This window comes from Rhodopseudomonas sp. B29, from assembly GCF_000333455.1.
Taxonomy (GTDB): Bacteria; Pseudomonadota; Alphaproteobacteria; order Rhizobiales; family Xanthobacteraceae; genus Rhodopseudomonas.
In genome coordinates, this window is record NZ_BADD01000599.1 from 1 (window position 1) to 17,262 (window position 17,262).

Consider the following 17,262-nt stretch of genomic DNA (forward strand, 5'->3'; position numbering starts at 1 on the left):
CCTTTTCGAGCCGTCGCCGAAGGCTGCTCGACCTGGCTTGGTGGGACTGGGAGCACGAGGCGCTGCGGCTGGCGCTGCCGGATTTCCGCAAACTGCCGGTCGAGGCGTTTCTCGACAAATACGAAGCCGGCGCGAAGCCGCGCCACGCTGCGGCTGACAGGGAGTTGACGACTTGAACGACATCCTGATCGAAGGCGGACGCGCGCTGCTCGGCGACGAATTCTCGGAAGCGACACTGTCGGCTGCTGGAAGCACCATCACGGCGACCGGGACGAGTAGCGGCCACGGTGCGATCCACATCGACGCGCGCGGCCTGCTGGTGCTGCCTGGGATCGTCGATCTGCACGGCGACGCCTTCGAACGTCAGATGATGCCGCGCCCCGGCGTCGACTTTCCGATCGACGTCGCGCTGATCGACAGCGACCGGCAGGCGGTGAGCAACGGCATCACCACGATCTTCCATGCGGTGACGTGGTCGTGGGAGCCGGGCCTGCGCAGCGCCGACAACGCCCGGCGCCTGCTGGATGCGATCGAACTGACCGGACCGCAGCTCGCGGCCGATACCCGCATCCATCTGCGCCACGAGGCGTTCAATCTCGATGCCGTGGACGAGATCCTGCAGTGGATCGGCGACCGCCGCATCGGCCTGTTCGGCTTCAACGATCATATGGACTCGACGCTGCGCGACCTGACACGCCCCAACAAACGCACCCGCATGGTCGAGCGCACCGGATTGAGTTCTGAGGACTTCGACCGGCTGGTCGAGCGCGTGGCGGCGCGGGCCGACGAGGTGCCGCACGCGGTGGCGCGGCTCGCGGCTTGCGCGCGCGAGGCCGGCCTGCCAATGCTGTCGCACGACGACGACACGCCGGCGATGCGACAGGCGTTCCGCGCGCTCGGCGTGCACATCGCCGAATTCCCCACCACCGAGGAGACCGCGCGCGACGCCGCGGCGGCCGGTGACTTCATCGTGTTCGGCGCCCCCAATGTGGTGCGCGGCGGCAGCCACACCGGCTGGACCAAGGCGGCCGACATGATCGCCAAGGGCCTGTGCTCGGTGCTGGCCTCCGATTACTACTATCCGGCGCCGCTGCTGGCGCCGTTCCGGCTGGCGCACGACGGCATTCTGCCGCTGCCGCGGGCCTGGAAGCTGGTGTCGAGCGGCCCGGCCCGCGCCGCCGGTCTCGACGACCGCGGCGTCTTGGCACCGGGCAAACGCGCCGATATCCTGATTGTCGATGATCGCATCGCACTGCGGCCGCGCCTGGTCGCCGCGATTGCCGGAGGACGACTGGTGTATCTCGACGACCCGGAGCGTTTCGTCATCGCGCGGAGCACCATGCGCGAAGCCGTGGCCGCCGAGTAGCCATCAGCAGCCTGGCCGATGTCGAATTATCCCCGCTACGCGATCTATTTTCTACCGCCGCCGCAAAGCCCGCTGGCACGCTTCGGCGCCGCTATGCTCGGCTACGACGTCTATTCGGGCGAAGATGTCCCGTTCGATGAAACGATCGTCAGCGCGTTATCGGATTGGCGCGAGATCAGCCGTGATCCGCGCGGCTATGGCTTCCACGCCACGCTGAAAGCGCCGATCGCACTGGGCCCGCAGCCAACGAAGCCGAGCTTCTGTGGGCCTGCGCCGCTTTCGCCGAAATTCCGCGCCGCGTTCCCAAAATCAAGCCCGGGGGTTCGGGGCATCGGCAGTTTTATCGCACTCGTTTCGGCGCAGCCTTCGGACGCGCTGCAAGCGCTGGCTGCCGATTGCGTGCGCGATTTCGAAAGCTTCGCGCGCCGTCCACCGAAGCGGACCGGGCCCGGCGCAAGCCGGAGCGGCTGTCGGAGCTGCAGCGCGACTATCTCGAGCGCTTCGGCTATCCCTACGTGCTCGACGAATTCCGCTTTCATATGACGCTGACCGGATCGCTCGAGCCGGCGCGTAAAAACGAAGTGCTACCGCTGCTGCAAGGCGCGTTCGCGGCGACCGGGCTGACCGAGATCGCGATCGATCACATCGCGGTGCTGCGTCAGGACGCGGCCGGCGCGCGCTTCAAATGCCTGGCGCAATTCGAACTGCGCGACCTCGGCGCGTGATCGTCAAAGCGCGGCGCCGAGCCAATTGCTCACCGCCTCAGGCATGACGTCGACGCGGCCCGGCCATGGCGGCACGGCGAAGCCGACATGGCCGCCTTGCTCCGGTTGCCAAAGTGTCACATTGTGACCGACCTCGCGCGGCGTCGGCAGTGACGACGCCGGCACGAACGGATCGTTGCGCGCGTTGAGCAGCAGCGCCGGCACGCGGATGTCGGCGAGATGCGGCTTGGACGACGCGCGCCGCCAGTAATCATCGACGCTCTCGAACCCATGCAGCGGCGCCGTGAAGGCATCGTCGAAGGCACGTAGCGTCTTGGCGGTCGCGACCTTGTCGCGGTTGAACAGGCCGGGATGCTGGCGCCATTTGGCCAGCGCATTGGGAATCATCGTGCGCAGGAAGTGCCGGGTGTAGAATACGCGGTTGATGCCGTGATCGATCGCCGCACCGGCCGCCACCAGATCGAGCGGCGCCGACACGGCGGCCACGGAGCATACCACCGAGGCAGCCTGCTCGCCGGCTTCTTCGGCCCAGCGCAGCAGCGCGTTGCCGCCGAGCGATACGCCGACGGCCAGCACTGGCCGGCCGGCCCGCTCGCGAATCCGCGCCAGCATCCAGCCGACCTCGTGAAAATCGCCCGAGTGATAAGACCGTGGCGCCAGATTGAGTTCGCCCGAGCAGCCGCGGAAGTGTGGCAGCGAGAAGCGCCAGCCGCGGCGCTGTGCGCCTTTCGCAAAGGCGATGGCGTAGCGGCTCGCCGACGAGCCTTCGAGGCCGTGAAACAGCACCAGCCACGGCGCGCCGTCCGGCCCGGGAAGATGATCGACGTCGATGAAATCCGCGTCCGGCGTGTGCCAGCGCTCGCGATCGAGCTTCAAGGCTTCCGACAGATGCGGCCGCGCGAACAGCGTCGGCCAGATGGTCTGCAGATGACCGCCGGGCAGCCACCACGGCGCGCGATAGTCACGCATATGAAAGCCGGCAGATACGGAAGGTGATTGTCAGGACGGGCATAAGCCTCGCCAAGGTGGCGTGCAGCGGCCGGCACGTCAACGCCTCCGACCTACGCACGGCCATGCACCGGTTGTTGCGGGTTGTTCGTTGTTGTTGCGGTCCCTGCGACTCCGCGTGCATGATCGCGATGCGCAGGACGCCGCGCTTCGCAATGTCCACGCCTTCGGCTTCGGACTTGTATCGCGATCTGGCTGAGCGCCTGACCACGATGGGAATACCGGAGACAGAACGGAAAATCGCCAATAAGATCAGCCGGCGGTTTCACAGCAGTGTTTTCCATTCAATGTCTTATTGCGATAGGCTGCACTACATTGCGATTAGAGTATGCCTGATAGCGGCGGTCTTGGGATTGCCGCTAGCCGGTGAGTGCCGCGCTCAGCCATACAACGGCACCTCCGATCAAGGTGCCCAAGCAAAGCAGCCCGCCCCTAATCCTGCTGCGCCAGCGCCAGTGACCCAGCAGGCGCAACCCGTACCTGTTGCCGAACAGCAGAAGCCCGAACCCACCCCCTACGATCCCCATTGCGATAGTCCAAAGGGTCATGATGAATCCGACCTGTGCGAACAGCGGCGTATGTCGAAGGCTGCCGAAGAGGCGGCTTGGTGGGCCGCTTTCCAGAGCAAGCTTGGTCTGGCCGGCTTTGTGGCTGTTTTGGCCTCGCTGTTCTTCACCGGACGGGCTGCTCATGCAGCGGCGCGCGCTGCTCGTGCTGCCGAAGACGCTTTGAAAATTTCTCGCGAATCCAGCGAAGACCAGATTCGTCCTTATGTTCACGTTAGCAGCGCTGAATTCGTTTGGGACGCTTCGGGAGTGAAGGTCGTAATCGAATGCTCCAATAGCGGACAGACTCCCGCCCGCTATTTTGAAATAGGAGCTTTGAGTGAGGCTGTGCCCACCGAAGAAATGGGGGGCGTTAGCATCCCGGAAGATCTCACTTATAAGAGATGGTCCGCACTTGGAGGCGGAAACGCGAAGACGATAGCGCTCCGAGGCCAGAGCGTCGGTGGCGAAATAGATCCTTTTGCCGTCCATGCTAGAGAATCGATGCCACCCGAAGGAAAGGCGTCCTTCTACATTCTTGGACGTGTCAGATATGGCGACGTGTTCGGAAGTGAATATGAAACGGAATTCGCGTTCTTTCTGCGAGACGCCCGCCCGACCAACGATAATCCGGGCAGGAAAATGATGTCCCCGCCCGGCTCGTTCAAAGCCTTCCATATGACCAAGCGCGCAGAAGGCGACCATCACAGACAATAGCTGGTGCATCTGCTACCTAAAGCCGCCACGCACCGGCGGCCCTGCACGGGGGACACGCCATGAAAGCCTGCGACGCAGCTCCGTTCGGCAATCTGTCACCGGATGAATTGGAGTATCTCGCCGCCGCCGAATGGGCCCAGGCAGCCGAACTCAGCGGCGACCCGCGCGGGCTGGTGATGCAGTCGGCCAGCGAGATCCACGCCCGCGCCAAGCTGAAGCGGATGCTGACCAGCAAGTTGCCGACCAAGCACTGAGATGAATTGACGTTGCCGGTCGACGGCGCGACGACTTCAGTGATGCAACATCCTCTGCAAACGCGATGTCCGGACGCGGCCGGCGCTTATGTGCTGGTCGTGTCACTGCCGGCGCCGCTGGCCATTCGGCTCGGCAGTACAGCGCCGTCGCGGCTTCCGGCAGGCCGGTATCTGTATTGCGGATCGGCTTACGGGCCCGGCGGATTGCGGGCGCGGCTGACGCGCCACTTTCGGACCGACAAGACCATCCGCTGGCACATCGATCAGCTCACGACGCAGGGCATGGTGCTGGGTGCGTGGGCGCTGGCCGGCGGCCATGAATGTGACTGCGTGCGCCGGCTCGGCTTCCTCTCGGCGCCAATCGACGGCTTCGGCGCCAGCGACTGTACGCAGTGCCGCAGCCATCTGCTGCGCTGGCCGCGCCGCGTAACCCGCAAGCGACTACTATCGGCGCTCAGCGAGGCTGACGCGGCGCCGCTTTGGCTGCCCGCTGCAAGAAGCTAGCCTGCCGTCTCGCGCGCCATCCAGGCCAGATACTTGTCGGCCCCACCGATGACCGGAAGCTGGAGAATTTCCGGCGTGTCGTAGCTGTGCAGTGAGATGATCAGATCGCGGAGCGGTTCGAACTTGGCTGCTACGGTCTTGAACAGCATCAGTTGCTCAGCGTCGCTGGTGATCTTGCCGTCCCACCAATAGTGGCTGGTGATTGCCTGCAGTTGGACGCAGGCGGCGAGTCGGGCTTCGAGCACGGCCTTCGCCAGCCGCTCGGCCTCGTCCTGGCTCGGCGCCGTCACCATCACCACGCACGCATCACTGGGCTGCATCGCCCCCTCCCTTCGTCTGAGACGGCGCCGATTGCCCGGCGCGCCGCTGATTTGCTATCCGCACCCGACAAAGTCGTCATTCTTCCGAAAGATCAAGCGATGCCGATCTACGGTTATGTCTGTGCCAGCTGCGGCCATCAGTTCGAGACCCTGGTGATGACCGGGGAGACGGCGAGCTGCCCGGCCTGCGCTTCGACCAAGCTCGATCAGCAATTGTCGCTGATCGCTAAGCCGGCCAAGGGCGGCAGCGACCCGGTGCCGATGTGCGATGGCGCCGGCGGCTGCGGCCGCTGCTCGCTGGAGCCGTGCCACTAATCCGCACGGTCCGGAACGATCTGGGTCCACGCTTCGTTGTTGCTGCCGAATTTGAAAGGTGGCAGGAACAATTATGGCGCAGATCATTCGTGTTTTTCCAAATCAGGGTTCAGCCGAAGCGGCTGTCGCGGAGCTGACGCGTGGCGGCTTCGCCGGCGCCGAGATCATCGGGACGCAGGACAATCGCGGCGCGCGCGGCGGCTTTCCGGCCGTGCGGGTCGATGCGCCGTTCGGCACGGCGCTGCGGGTGACCGCTATCCTGGAGCGCAACGGCGGCACCGAGGCCGGCCCGCAGCCGGCCACGACCGCGGCCAGCGTCGGCCAATCTACGGCGCGTCCAGCTGCGCCCACGAATGGGGCAGCCACGGCGCAGCCCCAGCGGCGCGATGCCGAGCTGCGCACCGGCCCGCGCACGCTGTCGGCGATGCTGGGCATCCCGGAGCTGATTTCGTCTGATACGTACTTCTCGGGCTTTCCGCTGCTGATCCGCCCGAAGCCGCGGCGCGATGCAAAGGCTGCGTCGAGTGAGCGCAGTTAGACGCGTTTGAACTGATCGAGTTGGCCTAACAAAATACGCGGACCTCATCCTGAGGAGCCTCGGCGCTGCTCGCAGAGCGGCGGCGAGGCGTCTCGAAGGATGGACAAGAGCACCTTGCAGCCCATGGTTCGAGACGCCGCTTCGCGGCTCCTCACCATGAGGCCGTACTTGTATTAGTTGCTCGCCTGAGAGCTGTCGCTCGGCCTCGGCCGGGCTGGGAGCGTGCTACCTGCGGTGACGCAGGGGATTTGCCGCCACGTGCCGTCGTCGGCTTTTTCGTAGGAGCTGCAGCCGGATGATGGCGCCTGGCTGACGCGCTGATCGCGGTCGTTATTGGCAGAAGCCGGGCCGGCGAGCGCGAACGCCGCAACCGACAGGCCAAGGGCGAGACGAACGAGAGACTTAAGCATGGTCCGGTCCTCCACAATCGGAACGGGCCGGAATTTGAAGTCGGATTGTGACCATTTCTTGCAAATTTTACGGGACAACGGCCGCAAGTGCGCTCCGTCGCCCGCGTACTTAACGAACAGCAAACCGCATTGGTGCGGCAACGCACGTAGCTACAAGCGGCCCTGCAGAACGTCGTCCAGGCTGGCGACGTCGGTGACGAGGCGTGCCGCGGCGCGTAGCAGTGGCACAGCCAGGATCGCGCCCGTGCCTTCGCCGAGTCGCAGCTGCAGGTCGAGCAACGGCGTCGCCTGCATGGCCTGGAGCGCCAGATCATGGCCGCGTTCGGCCGAGCGATGCGCGAACACGCAATAGTCGCGCGCTGCCGGACACAGCCGCACCGCAACCAGCGCCGCCGCCGTGGCGATGAAGCCATCGACGATCACCGGGCGGCGCCGCGACGCGGCACCGAGCACGGCGCCAGCCATCATGGCGATCTCGAAGCCGCCGAACTCGGCAAGCACGTCGAGCGGCGCAGTGGCGGCGCTGCGCGCGGCCGCCTTTTCGATCGCGGCGCGCTTCTTCGACATGCCCTCGGCATCCTGTCCGGCGCCGATGCCGATGCTCTGGTCGAGCGGCGCCGGCGCGAGACGATGGACGATCAGCGAGGCTGCGGACGTGTTGCCGATGCCCATCTCGCCGAGCGCGATGACGTCGGCGCCGTGGTGGATCTCGGCGACCGCCAGCTCCATGCCGCGGCTGAGCGCCAAGGCGGCGTCTTCGAGAGTCATCGCCGGCTGGCGCGCCGCATTGGCGGTACCCTTGCGAACCTTGGCGTCGATCAGATCGGGATGCTTGGGCAGGTCGGCCGCGACGCCGGCGTCGATGACGCGGACATCCATATGGGTCGCGGCCGCAAACGCGTTGGCGCACGCCTTGCCGGCCAGATAGGTCATCACCATCGCGACGGTGACGGCGGACGGAAACTGCGACACGCCCTCTTCGGTCAGGCCGTGATCGCCGGCGAAAACCATCAGTACCGCATTTTCGGCGCGCGGCGGCTCGGGGTGGCGCATCAGGCCCAGTTGCACCGCCAAAACCTCGATCTGGCCGAGCGAGCCGAGCGGCTTCGCCTTGCCGTCGATCATGGCGCGCAGCGCATCCTCCTGCGCCGCCGGGACGGGCGTAATTTCCGGGGTCTGCCAAGCCACGCGCGTGTCGGTCGCCATTGCTATCTCCATTCTGCTGGCCGCAATGACGCAAATGCGCCCGCGTAGGTCAAGGCGACTTCCGCGCGATTGACCGGGCTCGGCGGCGCCGGTAGCGTCGCTACAGATTCTCTCTGGCGACACAAGGACGAGCGGTGGCTGGCACGCTTTTGCGCGGCGCGACATGACGACACTTGTCTCGACGCTGGTGCTGGGCGGGGCGCGTTCCGGCAAATCGCAATTCGCCGAGCGGCTGGTCATCGACAGCCGTCTGCAACGATTCTACGTCGCCACCGCGGCCGCCGGCGATGACGAGATGGCAGCGCGAATCGCCCATCACCGCAGTCGCCGCGATCCGGCCTGGACCACCATCGAAGAACCACTGGCGCTGGTCGATGCGCTGACCCGCGTCTCCGGCCGCGGCCGCGCCGTGCTGGTCGATTGCCTGACGCTGTGGCTGTNCAACCTGATGGAAGCCGGCCGCGATCCGGAGATCGAGGCGCAGCGGCTGGTGCGCTTCCTCGGCGTCGCCGCCGGGCCGATCGTGCTGGTGTCGAACGAAGTCGGCCTCGGCCTCGTGCCGGAGACGCCGCTCGGCCGCGCCTTCCGCGACGCCCAGGGCCGACTCAACCAGACGCTGGCCGCCGGCGCCCGGCAAGTGGTGTTCGTCGCCGCCGGTCTGCCGCTGTGGCTCAAGCGCGGACCGACATGAGCGTCACGCCGGCGCTGATGATCCAGGCGACTGGCTCCAACGCCGGCAAGTCGACGTTGGTCGCGGGCCTGTGCCGCGCGCTGGTCCGCCGCGGGCTGAAAGTCGCGCCGTTCAAACCGCAGAACATGTCCAACAACGCCGCCGTCACCGCCGACGGCGGCGAGATCGGCCGCGCCCAGGCGGTGCAGGCGCGCGCCGCCAGGCTGCCGCCGAGCGTGCACATGAACCCGGTGCTGCTGAAGCCGGAGACCGAAACCGGAGCGCAGGTCATCGTCCAGGGCAAGCGCTTCGGCCGGCTCGGCGCGACCAACTTCCTCGACAAGAAAGCCGCACTGCTGCCGCCCGTGCTCGACAGCTTTGCACGCCTTGCCCGCGACGCCGACATCATGGTGATCGAAGGCGCCGGCTCGCCGGCGGAGATCAATCTGCGCCAGGGCGACATCGCCAATATGGGGTTCGCGCTCGCGGCCCATATCCCGGTGGTGATCGCCGGTGACATCGACCGCGGCGGCGTCATTGCCAGCCTGGTCGGCACCCATCAGGTGCTCGAGCCGGACGAGCGCGCGATGATCCACGGCTTCGTCATCAACAAATTCCGCGGCGACGTCCGGCTGTTCGATGCCGGACTCACCGCGATCAGCGAGCGCACCGGCTGGCGCTCGCTCGGCGTGCTGCCGTGGCTGCCGCAGGCTGCGATGCTGCCGGCCGAGGACGCCGTCGATCTCGACCGCGCCCGGAGCAGCGCGGCGACGAAGGTGATCGCCGTCCCGATGCTGGCGCGCATCGCCAATTTCGACGATCTCGACCCGCTCGGCATGGAGCCGGGCGTCAGGCTGATCTTCGTGCCGCCGGGCACGCCGATCCCGGCGACCGCCGACGTGGTGATCATCCCGGGCAGCAAATCGACGCTCGGCGATTTGGCCTTCCTGCGCGCCGGGGGCTGGGACATCGACATCGCCGCCCATGTCCGCCGCGGCGGACATCTGCTCGGCCTGTGCGGCGGCTATCAGATGCTCGGCCGCGTCATCGACGATCCAGACGGCATCGACGGCCCCGCCGGAAGTGTCGCGGGACTTGGACTGCTCGATATCACCACGACGATGCAGGGCGACAAATCGACCACGCTGGTCCACGGCACGCATTGCGCCACCGGCGCTCCGGTCGATGGCTACGAAATTCATCTCGGCCGGAGTTCAGGCGCCGATTGCGCGCGGCCGGTGGTGACGATCGGCGATCGCCCCGACGGCGCAATCTCGGCGGACGGCCGCGTGCAAGGCACCTATCTGCACGGCCTTTTCACCAACGACGTTTTCCGCAAGGCCTGGCTCGCCGGCCTCGGCATCGCCTCGCAACTCGCCTACGAGTCCCAGATCGAGCAGGCGCTCGACGCACTGGCCGATCATGTCGAGGCGCATCTGGATGTCGAGGGACTAATCGCGATCGCGAAGGAGCGCCGCAGCACGGCTCAGAGCGCGGCGTAGTTCGTCTCCTTACTTCGTCATGGCCGGGCTCGTCCCGGCCATCCACGTCTTTCATCGTGTCCGCGTCCGAAGGCGTGGATGGCCGGCACAAGGCCGGCCATGACGGTGGAGAGGTGCGTTGTGACCAACTTCGTCAGTGCATGTCAGTTCGCTGATCGCTCGATCCGCGAAATCTGCTCCGTCAGCAAATCCAGCGCATCGGCCAGTGACGGCCCGCCGCAGACCGTCAGGCGCTCGGGAATTGTGATGCGCTTCGACGGCGGGTACAGCTTCTCCAGCGCCGGATGCAGCACGAAGGCGCGGCCTTGGTCTTCGGCGAACTCGCCATCTTCGGACATCAGCAGATAGTCGGCGTGCGACGCCACCACGGCTTCGAGAGACGCAAAGCCGCCACGCTGGATGCCGATGCTGCCGGCGGCGTTTGTCAGTCCGACAGTAGTGAGCAGCGAGCTGAGCAGGCTGTCGCCGCCCGACACCCAGCCGCGCCGCTCCAGTGGTAGCACGCGGAGCGGCGTCTTCAAGGCTGCCGCCTTGGCGCGCGCCACCGCCGCATCGATGCGGGCATTCGCCGCCACGGCGCGATCAGGGTGGCCGACCAGTTCGCCGATCTTGAGGATCTGTGCCTTGACGGCGTCGAGCGTCTGCACGGCGTCGAGCTCGATCACGCGAAATCCTTGCTGCTTGAGCAGTTCGCGGGTCGCACGACGGGTGTAGCGTGTGGAGACAACGAAGTCCGGCTTCAGCACCATCACGTCCTCGGCCTCTCCCGACATTCGGCGGAAGGCCTTGGCCTGCTCCGACAGATAGGAGCGCCGCGGATCGTACGCGTACGGGCTGACGCCAAGGATCTGCTCCGGATCAGCCAGTGTCAGCAACAGCTGATCGGCACAGACGTTGATCGAAACCAAGCGCGGCAACGGCGCCGCGTCGGCACGAGACACCAGGCTCAGCGTAGCAACGACGATCGCGACGAGGACGCGCCGCATCGCCTAGACTCCCGACCACGGCAGGATGACGCCCGAGTCTTGATAGTTCGCCCGATAGGTCGTCACCCGGAAGACCCGCCGCATCACCTCGTCGGACAGCGCCTGCGCCGGCGTGCCCTGCGCCGCGAGGCGGCCGTCGGCCATCACCAGGACGGTGTCGGCGAAACGCGCCGCGAGGCCGAGGTCGTGGGTGACGACGATCACCAACGTGCCGGCATCGGCGGCGCGGCGCAGCGTCTGCATCACGTCGAGCTGATAGCGCGGATCGAGCGACGCGGTCGGCTCGTCGGCGAGCAAAACCGGGGCTTCCACCGCCAACACGCGCGCCAGCGCAACGCGGCTGCGTTCGCCGCCGGAGAGTTCGGTGGCGGGCCGATCGGCGAACGGCTCGAGCTCGGTCGCGGCCATCGCGCGTGCCACCGCCTCGGCGTCGCGCGGCGACAGCCAGGCCGGATCGGTAGCTCCGTGAGGAAAGCGCCCGAGCGCCACGACGTCGCGCACCGGCAGCGGCCAATGCACCAGGTGGCCCTGCGGCAGATAGCCGAAGCGCCGCGCGCGCTCGCGAAGCGGCAGCGCCGACAGCAAATCACCGCCGATGCCAATTTCGCCTTGCGCCTCGATCAGTCCGGCGAGCGCGCGCAGCAGCGTCGTCTTACCGGCGCCGTTCGGGCCGACCAGCGCCACCAGATGGCCTCGGCGCAGCGACAGCGATAAATCATGCAGCACCGGCCTGCCCGACAGGGCAACACTCAGATGCGCGGCGCTCAGCAAGGCATCGCTCATGCGACGCCTCCACCAAGCGCGCGCCGTTCGCGCACGATCAGATACAAGAAGAACGGCACACCGATGATCGAGGTGAGCACACCGACCTTGATGTCGGTGGTCGACGGGATCAGCCGCACCGCAATGTCGGCCGCGAGCAACAACGCCGCACCGGCCAGCGCGCTCGGCAGCAGCACGCGCGCCGGATCGTGGCCGATCAGCGGCCGCACCAGATGCGGCGCGACCAGGCCGATGAAGCCGATCGTGCCCGACACCGACACGGCGCCCCCGACGCCGAGCGCGGTGCCGATGATCACGATCAGCCGCAGCCGGGCGACGTCGACGCCGAGGCTTTGCGCGGTCTCTTCGCCGAGACTGAGCGCACGGAAGGCAGCGCGCTGGCTGAACAACAGCACCGCGCCCGCGGCAATGAACGGCAGCGCAAGAGCGACATGGCGGAAGCTGCGATCCTCCAGCGAGCCGAGCAGCCAGAACGCGATCTCCAGGGTGGCGAACGGATTGTGCGACAGGTTCATCACCAGCGCGGTGGCGGCGCCGGCGAGGCTCGAGATGGCGAGGCCGGCGAGGATCAGCAGCAGCAGGCTAGCATTGCGACCGGCCACCGCGAGCAGCGCGAACACCGAGACGAATGCCATGGCGATCCCCGCGACCGGCAGCGCGTAGGACCGTACGTCGGCGAAGCCGAGCGCGATCATCAACACCGCGCCGAACGCCGCCGACTGCGGCGCGCCGAACAGCGACGGCGACGCCAGCGGATTGCGCAGCAGTCCCTGCAGCGCGGCACCCGACAGGCCCAGAATGCCGCCGATCGCCACCGCCAGGATGGCGCGCGGCAACCGAATCTGTTGCACGATGATTTGCTGAATCTCGTCGCCGTAACCGACCAGCGCTTGGACCACCGTCAGCGGCGACAGCCGCACCGGCCCGACGCCGAGCGAGGCGATCGCCAGCAGCGCGACCAGCAGCGCCAGTGCGAACGTCACCGTCGCGCCGCGCGCGCTCGGACCATTGCGCGTCACTGCGCGCTGCTCGTCAGGGAAACCGGAATGAAATCCATCGCGAACCTCTCGACCCACCGTCGAACGAGTTGACCCTCGTCAGCGGCCGGTCTCCTGGCTCACGGTCTGCCGCGATCCGCCTTCCCGGACGACGCCGTCCAGTGGCGCGGGCGCGTCCGAAGAGATCGCGCCGCAGGATCGCGGATGAGGCCGCTTACAGTTGCGGGGGCAGCTGCGGCATGGAGACATCGTCTCGCACCGCATTCCCGTTTCACCTCCTCGCGGAGGCACCGTTGACGGCGGACAGGAAGCACACCCCCGCCGGGCGCGCAATGGTCGGGCGCGGGGTTTCGGAGCCGGCGGGAGCCGACTTTCGGGCGGCCCGGTGGGCCTCAACGTCAGGCGGCGGGTGGCCGCCCCGGCATGGTCAGTACCGCATACTGGGCGTAGCCACGGAACGGCCGGTCGAAGCGCAGACCGGCACCGTTCCGGGTCGCGGCGTGGATCAGCACGTCTTCGAGATCGTCGCGCGGCGTGACGTCGAACAGCGTCAGCCAGCGCCGCAGCAGCGTCCGCGCGGTTTTCGGCAGCCCGCGCTGATCACCGAAATCGACGATGTGCAGCTTGCCGCCCGGCGCCAGACTGGCGATCGCCCGGTCGATCACCGCGGTCCAATCTGGGATCATCGACAGGCTGTATGAGATCATCACATGGTCGAAGGCCAGCTTCTGGCCGAACACCGCCTGGCCGGTGAAGGCGGTGGCATCACCATGCGCGACCTTGACCGAGCCGCTGAGCCCGGCCCGCGCGACGCCGCTGATCGCCGACGTCAGCATCTCGGTGGAAACATCGAAGCCGTAGAACCGCGCCTCGCGATAGCGGCTCGCCGCCTGGATCAGATTGCGGCCGGTGCCGCATCCGACCTCGAGCACGGTCTCGCCGGCCGCGGGGCGTAGTTCGTTGATGAGCCTGTCGCGACCGAGCAGGTAGTAACGACGCGTCGCATCGTAGATGTGTCGCTGATAGCGATACATCCGGTTCATCCGTGCGGTCGCGTCGACCGGCCAGGACTGCGGCGGGAGTTCGGAGCGGGTCAGCGTCGTCACGGTCAGCGCCCTCGGATTCGTACAGACGTCATCCATCCTACTTTCGGACGACAGAGATATGACAAACAGCCCATCAACACTGGGGGAACTGTCGCAAAACTGCAGTGTGCCGCGGCTACTTTCGATCGATTGCCGATTCGAGGATTAGATGAATACGCAGCAACTGATCGCGGACGCCGTCCGCAACAGCAAGGATCGCAGTGAGTCGACGATCTGGGACCACCTGTTTTCGATCTGGTTTCGTCGGCTGGTCTATACCCAGATCTGGGAAGATCCCGAGGCGGACCTCGCTGCACTGCAACTACCGGTCGGCGCGACGATCGTAACGATCTCCTCGGGCGGCTGCAACGCGCTGTCCTACCTCACCGCCAAGCCGGCGCAGGTGTTCGCGATCGATCTCAACGAAGCGCACCTCGGGCTGCTCAAGCTCAAGCTCGCTGGCCTGCGGGCGTTGCCGGACTACGAACAGTTCTGGCGCTTCTTCGGCGAAGGCACCTCCGCCGCCAACGCCGAGCTGTACAAGCACAAGCTGCGGCCGCAGCTCGATCGCGAAGCTCGCGAGTTCTGGGACGAACGCGACTTCCGCGGCCGCGCCCGCTATCGCTACTTCACCAGCGGCTTCTATCGCCACGGCGCGCTCGGCCACTTCATCGGCTTCGCGCATCTCTTGGCGCGGATCGGCAAGATCGACCTCGACGCGCTGCTGAAAGCCGCGCCGGGCTCGCCCGAGCGCGAGGCCGCGCTGCAGCGGCTGGACCGGATGTTCCACTCGCGCTTCGCGCGACTTCTGACGCAAACGCCGGCGCTGCTGTTCAGCCTCGGCATCCCGCCGCAGCAGCGCGACCTGCTCGGCGGCGACCAGCCGCTCAACGAAGTGCTGCATCAGCGCCTGCTCCGGCTGATCGATCACTACCCGAACCAGACTAATTACTTCGCCTGGCAGGCACTGAGCCGCAGCTACCCGGGCCCCGGCGACGAATGCCTGCCGCTGTATCTGCAGCGCCGCCACTACGAGCGGATGCGCAGCGCCGCCGGATTGGTGCTGCCGGTGCATCAGAACATGCGGGTGTTCCTGGAGAGCCTGCCGGCGCGCCAGATCGACGCCGTGGTCCTACTGGATTCGCAGGACTGGATGGCCCCCGACGAAATCCGCGCCCTGTGGGACGCCATCGACCGCGCCGGCAAGGACCAGGTCCGCGTTATCTTCCGCACCGCCGGCGCCGAGTCGCCACTCGACACCGAGCCGCTCAAGCCGCTGCAACAAACCTGGCACCGCGACCAAGCCCGCAGCGCCATCGGCTTCGAGCGAGATCGGTCGGGGATCTACGGCGGGTTTCATTGCTACACGCGGCGGGGGGCGAACGCTTAGTTGAAGCGGCGCGACCTTTCCAAGAGCACTGCTCCCTCATCCTGAAAGCCTGGCCGGAAACTCCGCCAATCAAATGGGCTCTAACGTCTCCTCGTCATGCCCGGCCCTGTGCCGGGCATCCACGTCTTGCGGCGGGAGTCGCACGAAGAACGTGGATGGCCGGGACAAGCCCGGCCATGACGGAGTCATGGGACCACCCTCCGCCGCCAACGCACGGGTTTGATCCACCGCAATCCCCTCCCCCGCCCACCGGCTAGCCTTCAGCACTGACGAGGCCCCGCATCGGCCTGTTTAGTCTGCCGGTGCCGGTGTTCGTCTCTCCCCTGACTCGCCCCGCTTCCCGCGCCGCAAAACGGGAGGCGGGGTTTATTATGTCGGGCGCCGGGGCCGCGGCGATCGCCTTGCCGAACCCAGCCCGATCGGGCAACACTCGGGAATGCCTGACAAATCCCCGAGGCCGGTGTGATCGAGAAGCTCGAGCTGCTGCTGGCGCTCGCCAAGGAGCGGCACTTTGGCCGGGCCGCCGAGGCCTGCGGCGTGACCCAGCCGACGATGTCGAACAGCATCAAGCAGCTCGAGGAGATCCTCGGCGTCATGCTGGTCCAGCGGGGCTCGCGGTTTCTCGGCTTCACGCCGGAAGGTGAGCGGACGCTGGAGTGGGCCCGCCGCATCGTCGGCGACTCCCGGGCGATGCGCCAGGACATCAACACCATGAAGGCCGGCTTGACCGGCGAACTGCGCATCGCCGCGATCCCGACGGTGCTCGGCATGGTGGCGTCGCTGACCACGCCGTTCCGGGCGCGGCATCCGGAGGTTCGGTTTCAGATCGTATCCTGCACCTCGTCGGAAGTGCTGGGGCTGCTGGAAAACCTCGAGGTCGACGCCGGGCTGACCTACATCGAGAACGAGCCGGTCGGCAAAGTCCGTAGCATCCCGCTGTATCAGGAGAGCTATCGGCTGGTGACGTCGCCGGACGGGCTTTACGGCGATCGCGATCAGGTGACCTGGCGCGAAGTCGGCCAGGTGCCGCTGTGCCTGCTGACGCCCAACATGCAGAACCGCCGCATTATCGACCGCGCTCTCCGCGCCGCCGGCACCGCGGCGCAGCCGACGCTGACCTCGAACTCGATCATCGTGCTTTACACGCACGTCAAGACCGGACGCTGGGCTAGCGTGATGCCGGCCAAGCTGGCCGAGACGCTGGGCCTCGGCGACGAGGTCCGCACCATCCCGATCGTCGATCCGATGGTGTCCTACAGCATCGGCCTCGTCGTGCCGCCGCGCGAGCCCTACACGCCACTGGTCGCCGCGCTGATGCAGGTCGCGCGCGACGTGGCGCCGACGCTGGAGACCTGATCCGGTTCCAGACGGTGACAAGCTGACTGGACGTTGTCTTTTCCGTATCGCAGCATTGGACAGCTTTATTGATCTTTCGAATAATTCTTATTTTCATGAAGCCCAAGTTTTTCTTGCCGAACGAGAGCCGATGCACACCGAAGCCTGGAGCCTTGAGCGCGCCGCCGAGATCATCGCGTCCCTGAAACACCTGGACGGCGCCACGCTGCCGATTCTGCATGCGATGCAGGAGACGTTCGGCCACGTCCCGGAAGCCGCCGAGCCGATGATCGCGCAGGCGCTGAACCTGTCGCGCGCCGAGGTGCACGGCGTCGTCACCTTCTATCCGGACTTCCACCGGCAGCCGCGCGGCCGTCATGTGCTGAAGCTGTGCCGCGCCGAGGCTTGCCAAGCCGCGGGCAGTGACGCGCTGGCGGCGCGCGCCGAGACGCGGCTGGGCGTCGGCTTCGGCGACACCACGGCGAACGGCGCCGTGACGCTGGAGCCGGTGTACTGCCTCGGCCTGTGCGCCACCGCTCCGTCGGCGATGATCGACGGCCGTGTCGTCGGCCGGCTTGATGCGCCAAAGCTCGACGCGCTGATGA

19 protein-coding genes, 1 pseudogene and 1 riboswitch are annotated in these 17,262 nt (G+C 66.7%); of the genes and pseudogenes, 13 read left to right on the top strand and 7 right to left on the bottom strand.

Annotation, left to right across the window (positions count from 1 at the left end):
* Positions 1-172: 172 nt before the first annotated feature.
* From I5M_RS21585 to I5M_RS33860, 3 genes and pseudogenes are all read left to right on the top strand, one after another.
* On the top strand, positions 173-1,366 hold the full coding sequence (locus I5M_RS21585) for an alpha-D-ribose 1-methylphosphonate 5-triphosphate diphosphatase (protein WP_022723304.1): 1,194 nt from the start codon (positions 173-175) through the stop codon (positions 1,364-1,366).
* 93 nt (positions 1,367-1,459) lie between these two features.
* Positions 1,460-1,744 (top strand): annotated as a pseudogene (locus I5M_RS33855) (phosphonate metabolism protein); the annotation flags it as partial.
* A complete protein-coding gene (locus I5M_RS33860) occupies positions 1,654-2,091 on the top strand; it encodes a DUF1045 domain-containing protein (RefSeq protein WP_244432066.1) in 438 nt (145 codons plus the stop codon). The pseudogene I5M_RS33855 and the gene I5M_RS33860, both read left to right, overlap by 91 nt.
* 3 nt (positions 2,092-2,094) lie before the next feature.
* On the opposite strand, the gene I5M_RS21595 is transcribed toward I5M_RS33860, so the two are convergent.
* The gene (locus I5M_RS21595) at positions 2,095-3,060 is read right to left on the bottom strand and encodes a YheT family hydrolase (RefSeq protein ID WP_022723305.1); all 966 of its coding nucleotides are present in this window, start codon (positions 3,058-3,060) and stop codon (positions 2,095-2,097) included.
* 218 nt (positions 3,061-3,278) lie between these two features.
* Here I5M_RS21595 and I5M_RS32425 point away from each other — a divergent pair, with 218 nt between their 5' ends.
* From I5M_RS32425 to I5M_RS21615, 3 genes are read left to right on the top strand one after another with little or no spacing between them, the layout of a single operon-like run.
* Entirely contained in the window at positions 3,279-4,361 is a 1,083-nt protein-coding gene (locus I5M_RS32425) for a DUF6471 domain-containing protein (RefSeq protein WP_148287934.1), read from the top strand.
* A gap of 59 nt (positions 4,362-4,420) precedes the next feature.
* Positions 4,421-4,615, top strand: coding sequence for a hypothetical protein (locus I5M_RS21610; RefSeq protein WP_022723308.1), 195 nt, complete (start codon positions 4,421-4,423; stop codon positions 4,613-4,615).
* A 42-nt stretch (positions 4,616-4,657) separates the two neighbouring features.
* Complete coding sequence (locus I5M_RS21615; protein WP_031337281.1) at positions 4,658-5,119, top strand: DUF123 domain-containing protein; 462 nt, start codon at positions 4,658-4,660, stop codon at positions 5,117-5,119.
* On the opposite strand, the gene cutA is transcribed toward I5M_RS21615, so the two are convergent.
* Entirely contained in the window at positions 5,116-5,439 is a 324-nt protein-coding gene (gene cutA, locus I5M_RS21620; protein WP_022723310.1) for a divalent-cation tolerance protein CutA, read from the bottom strand. The genes I5M_RS21615 and cutA overlap by 4 nt on opposite strands.
* A gap of 99 nt (positions 5,440-5,538) precedes the next feature.
* On the opposite strand from cutA, the gene I5M_RS21625 reads away from it, so the two are divergent.
* Together I5M_RS21625 and I5M_RS21630 are read left to right on the top strand one after the other, a co-directional pair.
* Positions 5,539-5,754: a zinc ribbon domain-containing protein gene (locus tag I5M_RS21625; protein ID WP_031337282.1), complete on the top strand. Its 216-nt coding sequence runs from the start codon at positions 5,539-5,541 to the stop codon at positions 5,752-5,754.
* Positions 5,755-5,827: 73 nt separating this feature from the next.
* Complete coding sequence (locus I5M_RS21630) at positions 5,828-6,292, top strand: hypothetical protein (RefSeq protein WP_022723312.1); 465 nt, start codon at positions 5,828-5,830, stop codon at positions 6,290-6,292.
* 560 nt (positions 6,293-6,852) lie between these two features.
* Here I5M_RS21630 and cobT read toward each other — a convergent pair.
* Entirely contained in the window at positions 6,853-7,908 is a 1,056-nt protein-coding gene (gene cobT / locus I5M_RS21635; protein WP_022723314.1) for a nicotinate-nucleotide--dimethylbenzimidazole phosphoribosyltransferase, read from the bottom strand.
* A 163-nt stretch (positions 7,909-8,071) separates the two neighbouring features.
* Here cobT and cobU point away from each other — a divergent pair, with 163 nt between their 5' ends.
* A complete protein-coding gene (gene cobU, locus I5M_RS21640) occupies positions 8,072-8,599 on the top strand; it encodes a bifunctional adenosylcobinamide kinase/adenosylcobinamide-phosphate guanylyltransferase (protein ID WP_022723315.1) in 528 nt (175 codons plus the stop codon).
* Positions 8,596-10,080: a cobyric acid synthase gene (locus I5M_RS21645; protein WP_031337283.1), complete on the top strand. Its 1,485-nt coding sequence runs from the start codon at positions 8,596-8,598 to the stop codon at positions 10,078-10,080. Before cobU ends, I5M_RS21645 begins: the two co-directional genes overlap by 4 nt.
* A gap of 143 nt (positions 10,081-10,223) precedes the next feature.
* On the opposite strand, the gene I5M_RS21650 is transcribed toward I5M_RS21645, so the two are convergent.
* From I5M_RS21650 to I5M_RS21665, 4 genes are all read right to left on the bottom strand, one after another.
* The gene (locus I5M_RS21650; protein WP_022723317.1) at positions 10,224-11,066 is read right to left on the bottom strand and encodes an ABC transporter substrate-binding protein; all 843 of its coding nucleotides are present in this window, start codon (positions 11,064-11,066) and stop codon (positions 10,224-10,226) included.
* Positions 11,067-11,069: 3 nt separating this feature from the next.
* The gene (locus tag I5M_RS21655; RefSeq protein WP_022723318.1) at positions 11,070-11,849 is read right to left on the bottom strand and encodes an ABC transporter ATP-binding protein; all 780 of its coding nucleotides are present in this window, start codon (positions 11,847-11,849) and stop codon (positions 11,070-11,072) included.
* Positions 11,846-12,868 carry an iron ABC transporter permease gene (locus I5M_RS21660; protein ID WP_022723319.1) on the bottom strand — a complete coding sequence of 341 codons (1,023 nt, stop codon included), beginning with the start codon at positions 12,866-12,868 and terminating at the stop codon, positions 11,846-11,848. Before I5M_RS21660 ends, I5M_RS21655 begins: the two co-directional genes overlap by 4 nt.
* 65 nt (positions 12,869-12,933) lie before the next feature.
* Positions 12,934-13,157, bottom strand: a riboswitch (cobalamin riboswitch).
* Positions 13,158-13,245: 88 nt separating this feature from the next.
* Positions 13,246-13,953 (bottom strand): class I SAM-dependent methyltransferase, encoded by a 708-nt coding sequence (locus I5M_RS21665; protein ID WP_031337284.1) that lies wholly within the window; start codon positions 13,951-13,953, stop codon positions 13,246-13,248.
* Between the two features lie 148 nt (positions 13,954-14,101).
* On the opposite strand from I5M_RS21665, the gene I5M_RS21670 reads away from it, so the two are divergent.
* The 3 genes from I5M_RS21670 to I5M_RS21680 all read left to right on the top strand — a co-directional run.
* Positions 14,102-15,322, top strand: a complete 1,221-nt coding sequence (locus tag I5M_RS21670; RefSeq protein WP_022723321.1) for a DUF3419 family protein — start codon at positions 14,102-14,104, stop codon at positions 15,320-15,322.
* 462 nt (positions 15,323-15,784) lie between these two features.
* The gene (locus I5M_RS21675) at positions 15,785-16,678 is read left to right on the top strand and encodes a LysR family transcriptional regulator (protein WP_022723322.1); all 894 of its coding nucleotides are present in this window, start codon (positions 15,785-15,787) and stop codon (positions 16,676-16,678) included.
* 130 nt (positions 16,679-16,808) lie between these two features.
* On the top strand, positions 16,809-17,262 hold a 454-nt coding region (locus I5M_RS21680), incomplete at its 3' end, for a formate dehydrogenase subunit gamma (RefSeq protein ID WP_022723323.1).

Bases quoted from the DNA above. Each gene is read 5' to 3' on its own strand.
- I5M_RS21670 (WP_022723321.1), top strand. From the start codon at position 14,102: ATGAATACGCAGCAACTGATCGCGGACGCCGTCCGCAACAGCAAGGAT.
- I5M_RS21650 (WP_022723317.1), bottom strand. From the start codon at position 11,066: ATGCGGCGCGTCCTCGTCGCGATCGTCGTTGCTACGCTGAGCCTGGTG.
- cobT (WP_022723314.1), bottom strand. From the start codon at position 7,908: ATGGCGACCGACACGCGCGTGGCTTGGCAGACCCCGGAAATTACGCCC.
- I5M_RS21595 (WP_022723305.1), bottom strand. From the start codon at position 3,060: ATGCGTGACTATCGCGCGCCGTGGTGGCTGCCCGGCGGTCATCTGCAG.
- I5M_RS21625 (WP_031337282.1), top strand. From the start codon at position 5,539: ATGCCGATCTACGGTTATGTCTGTGCCAGCTGCGGCCATCAGTTCGAG.
- I5M_RS21655 (WP_022723318.1), bottom strand. From the start codon at position 11,849: ATGAGCGATGCCTTGCTGAGCGCCGCGCATCTGAGTGTTGCCCTGTCG.
- I5M_RS21645 (WP_031337283.1), top strand. From the start codon at position 8,596: ATGAGCGTCACGCCGGCGCTGATGATCCAGGCGACTGGCTCCAACGCC.
- cutA (WP_022723310.1), bottom strand. From the start codon at position 5,439: ATGCAGCCCAGTGATGCGTGCGTGGTGATGGTGACGGCGCCGAGCCAG.
- I5M_RS21630 (WP_022723312.1), top strand. From the start codon at position 5,828: ATGGCGCAGATCATTCGTGTTTTTCCAAATCAGGGTTCAGCCGAAGCG.
- I5M_RS21615 (WP_031337281.1), top strand. From the start codon at position 4,658: ATGCAACATCCTCTGCAAACGCGATGTCCGGACGCGGCCGGCGCTTAT.
- I5M_RS21610 (WP_022723308.1), top strand. From the start codon at position 4,421: ATGAAAGCCTGCGACGCAGCTCCGTTCGGCAATCTGTCACCGGATGAA.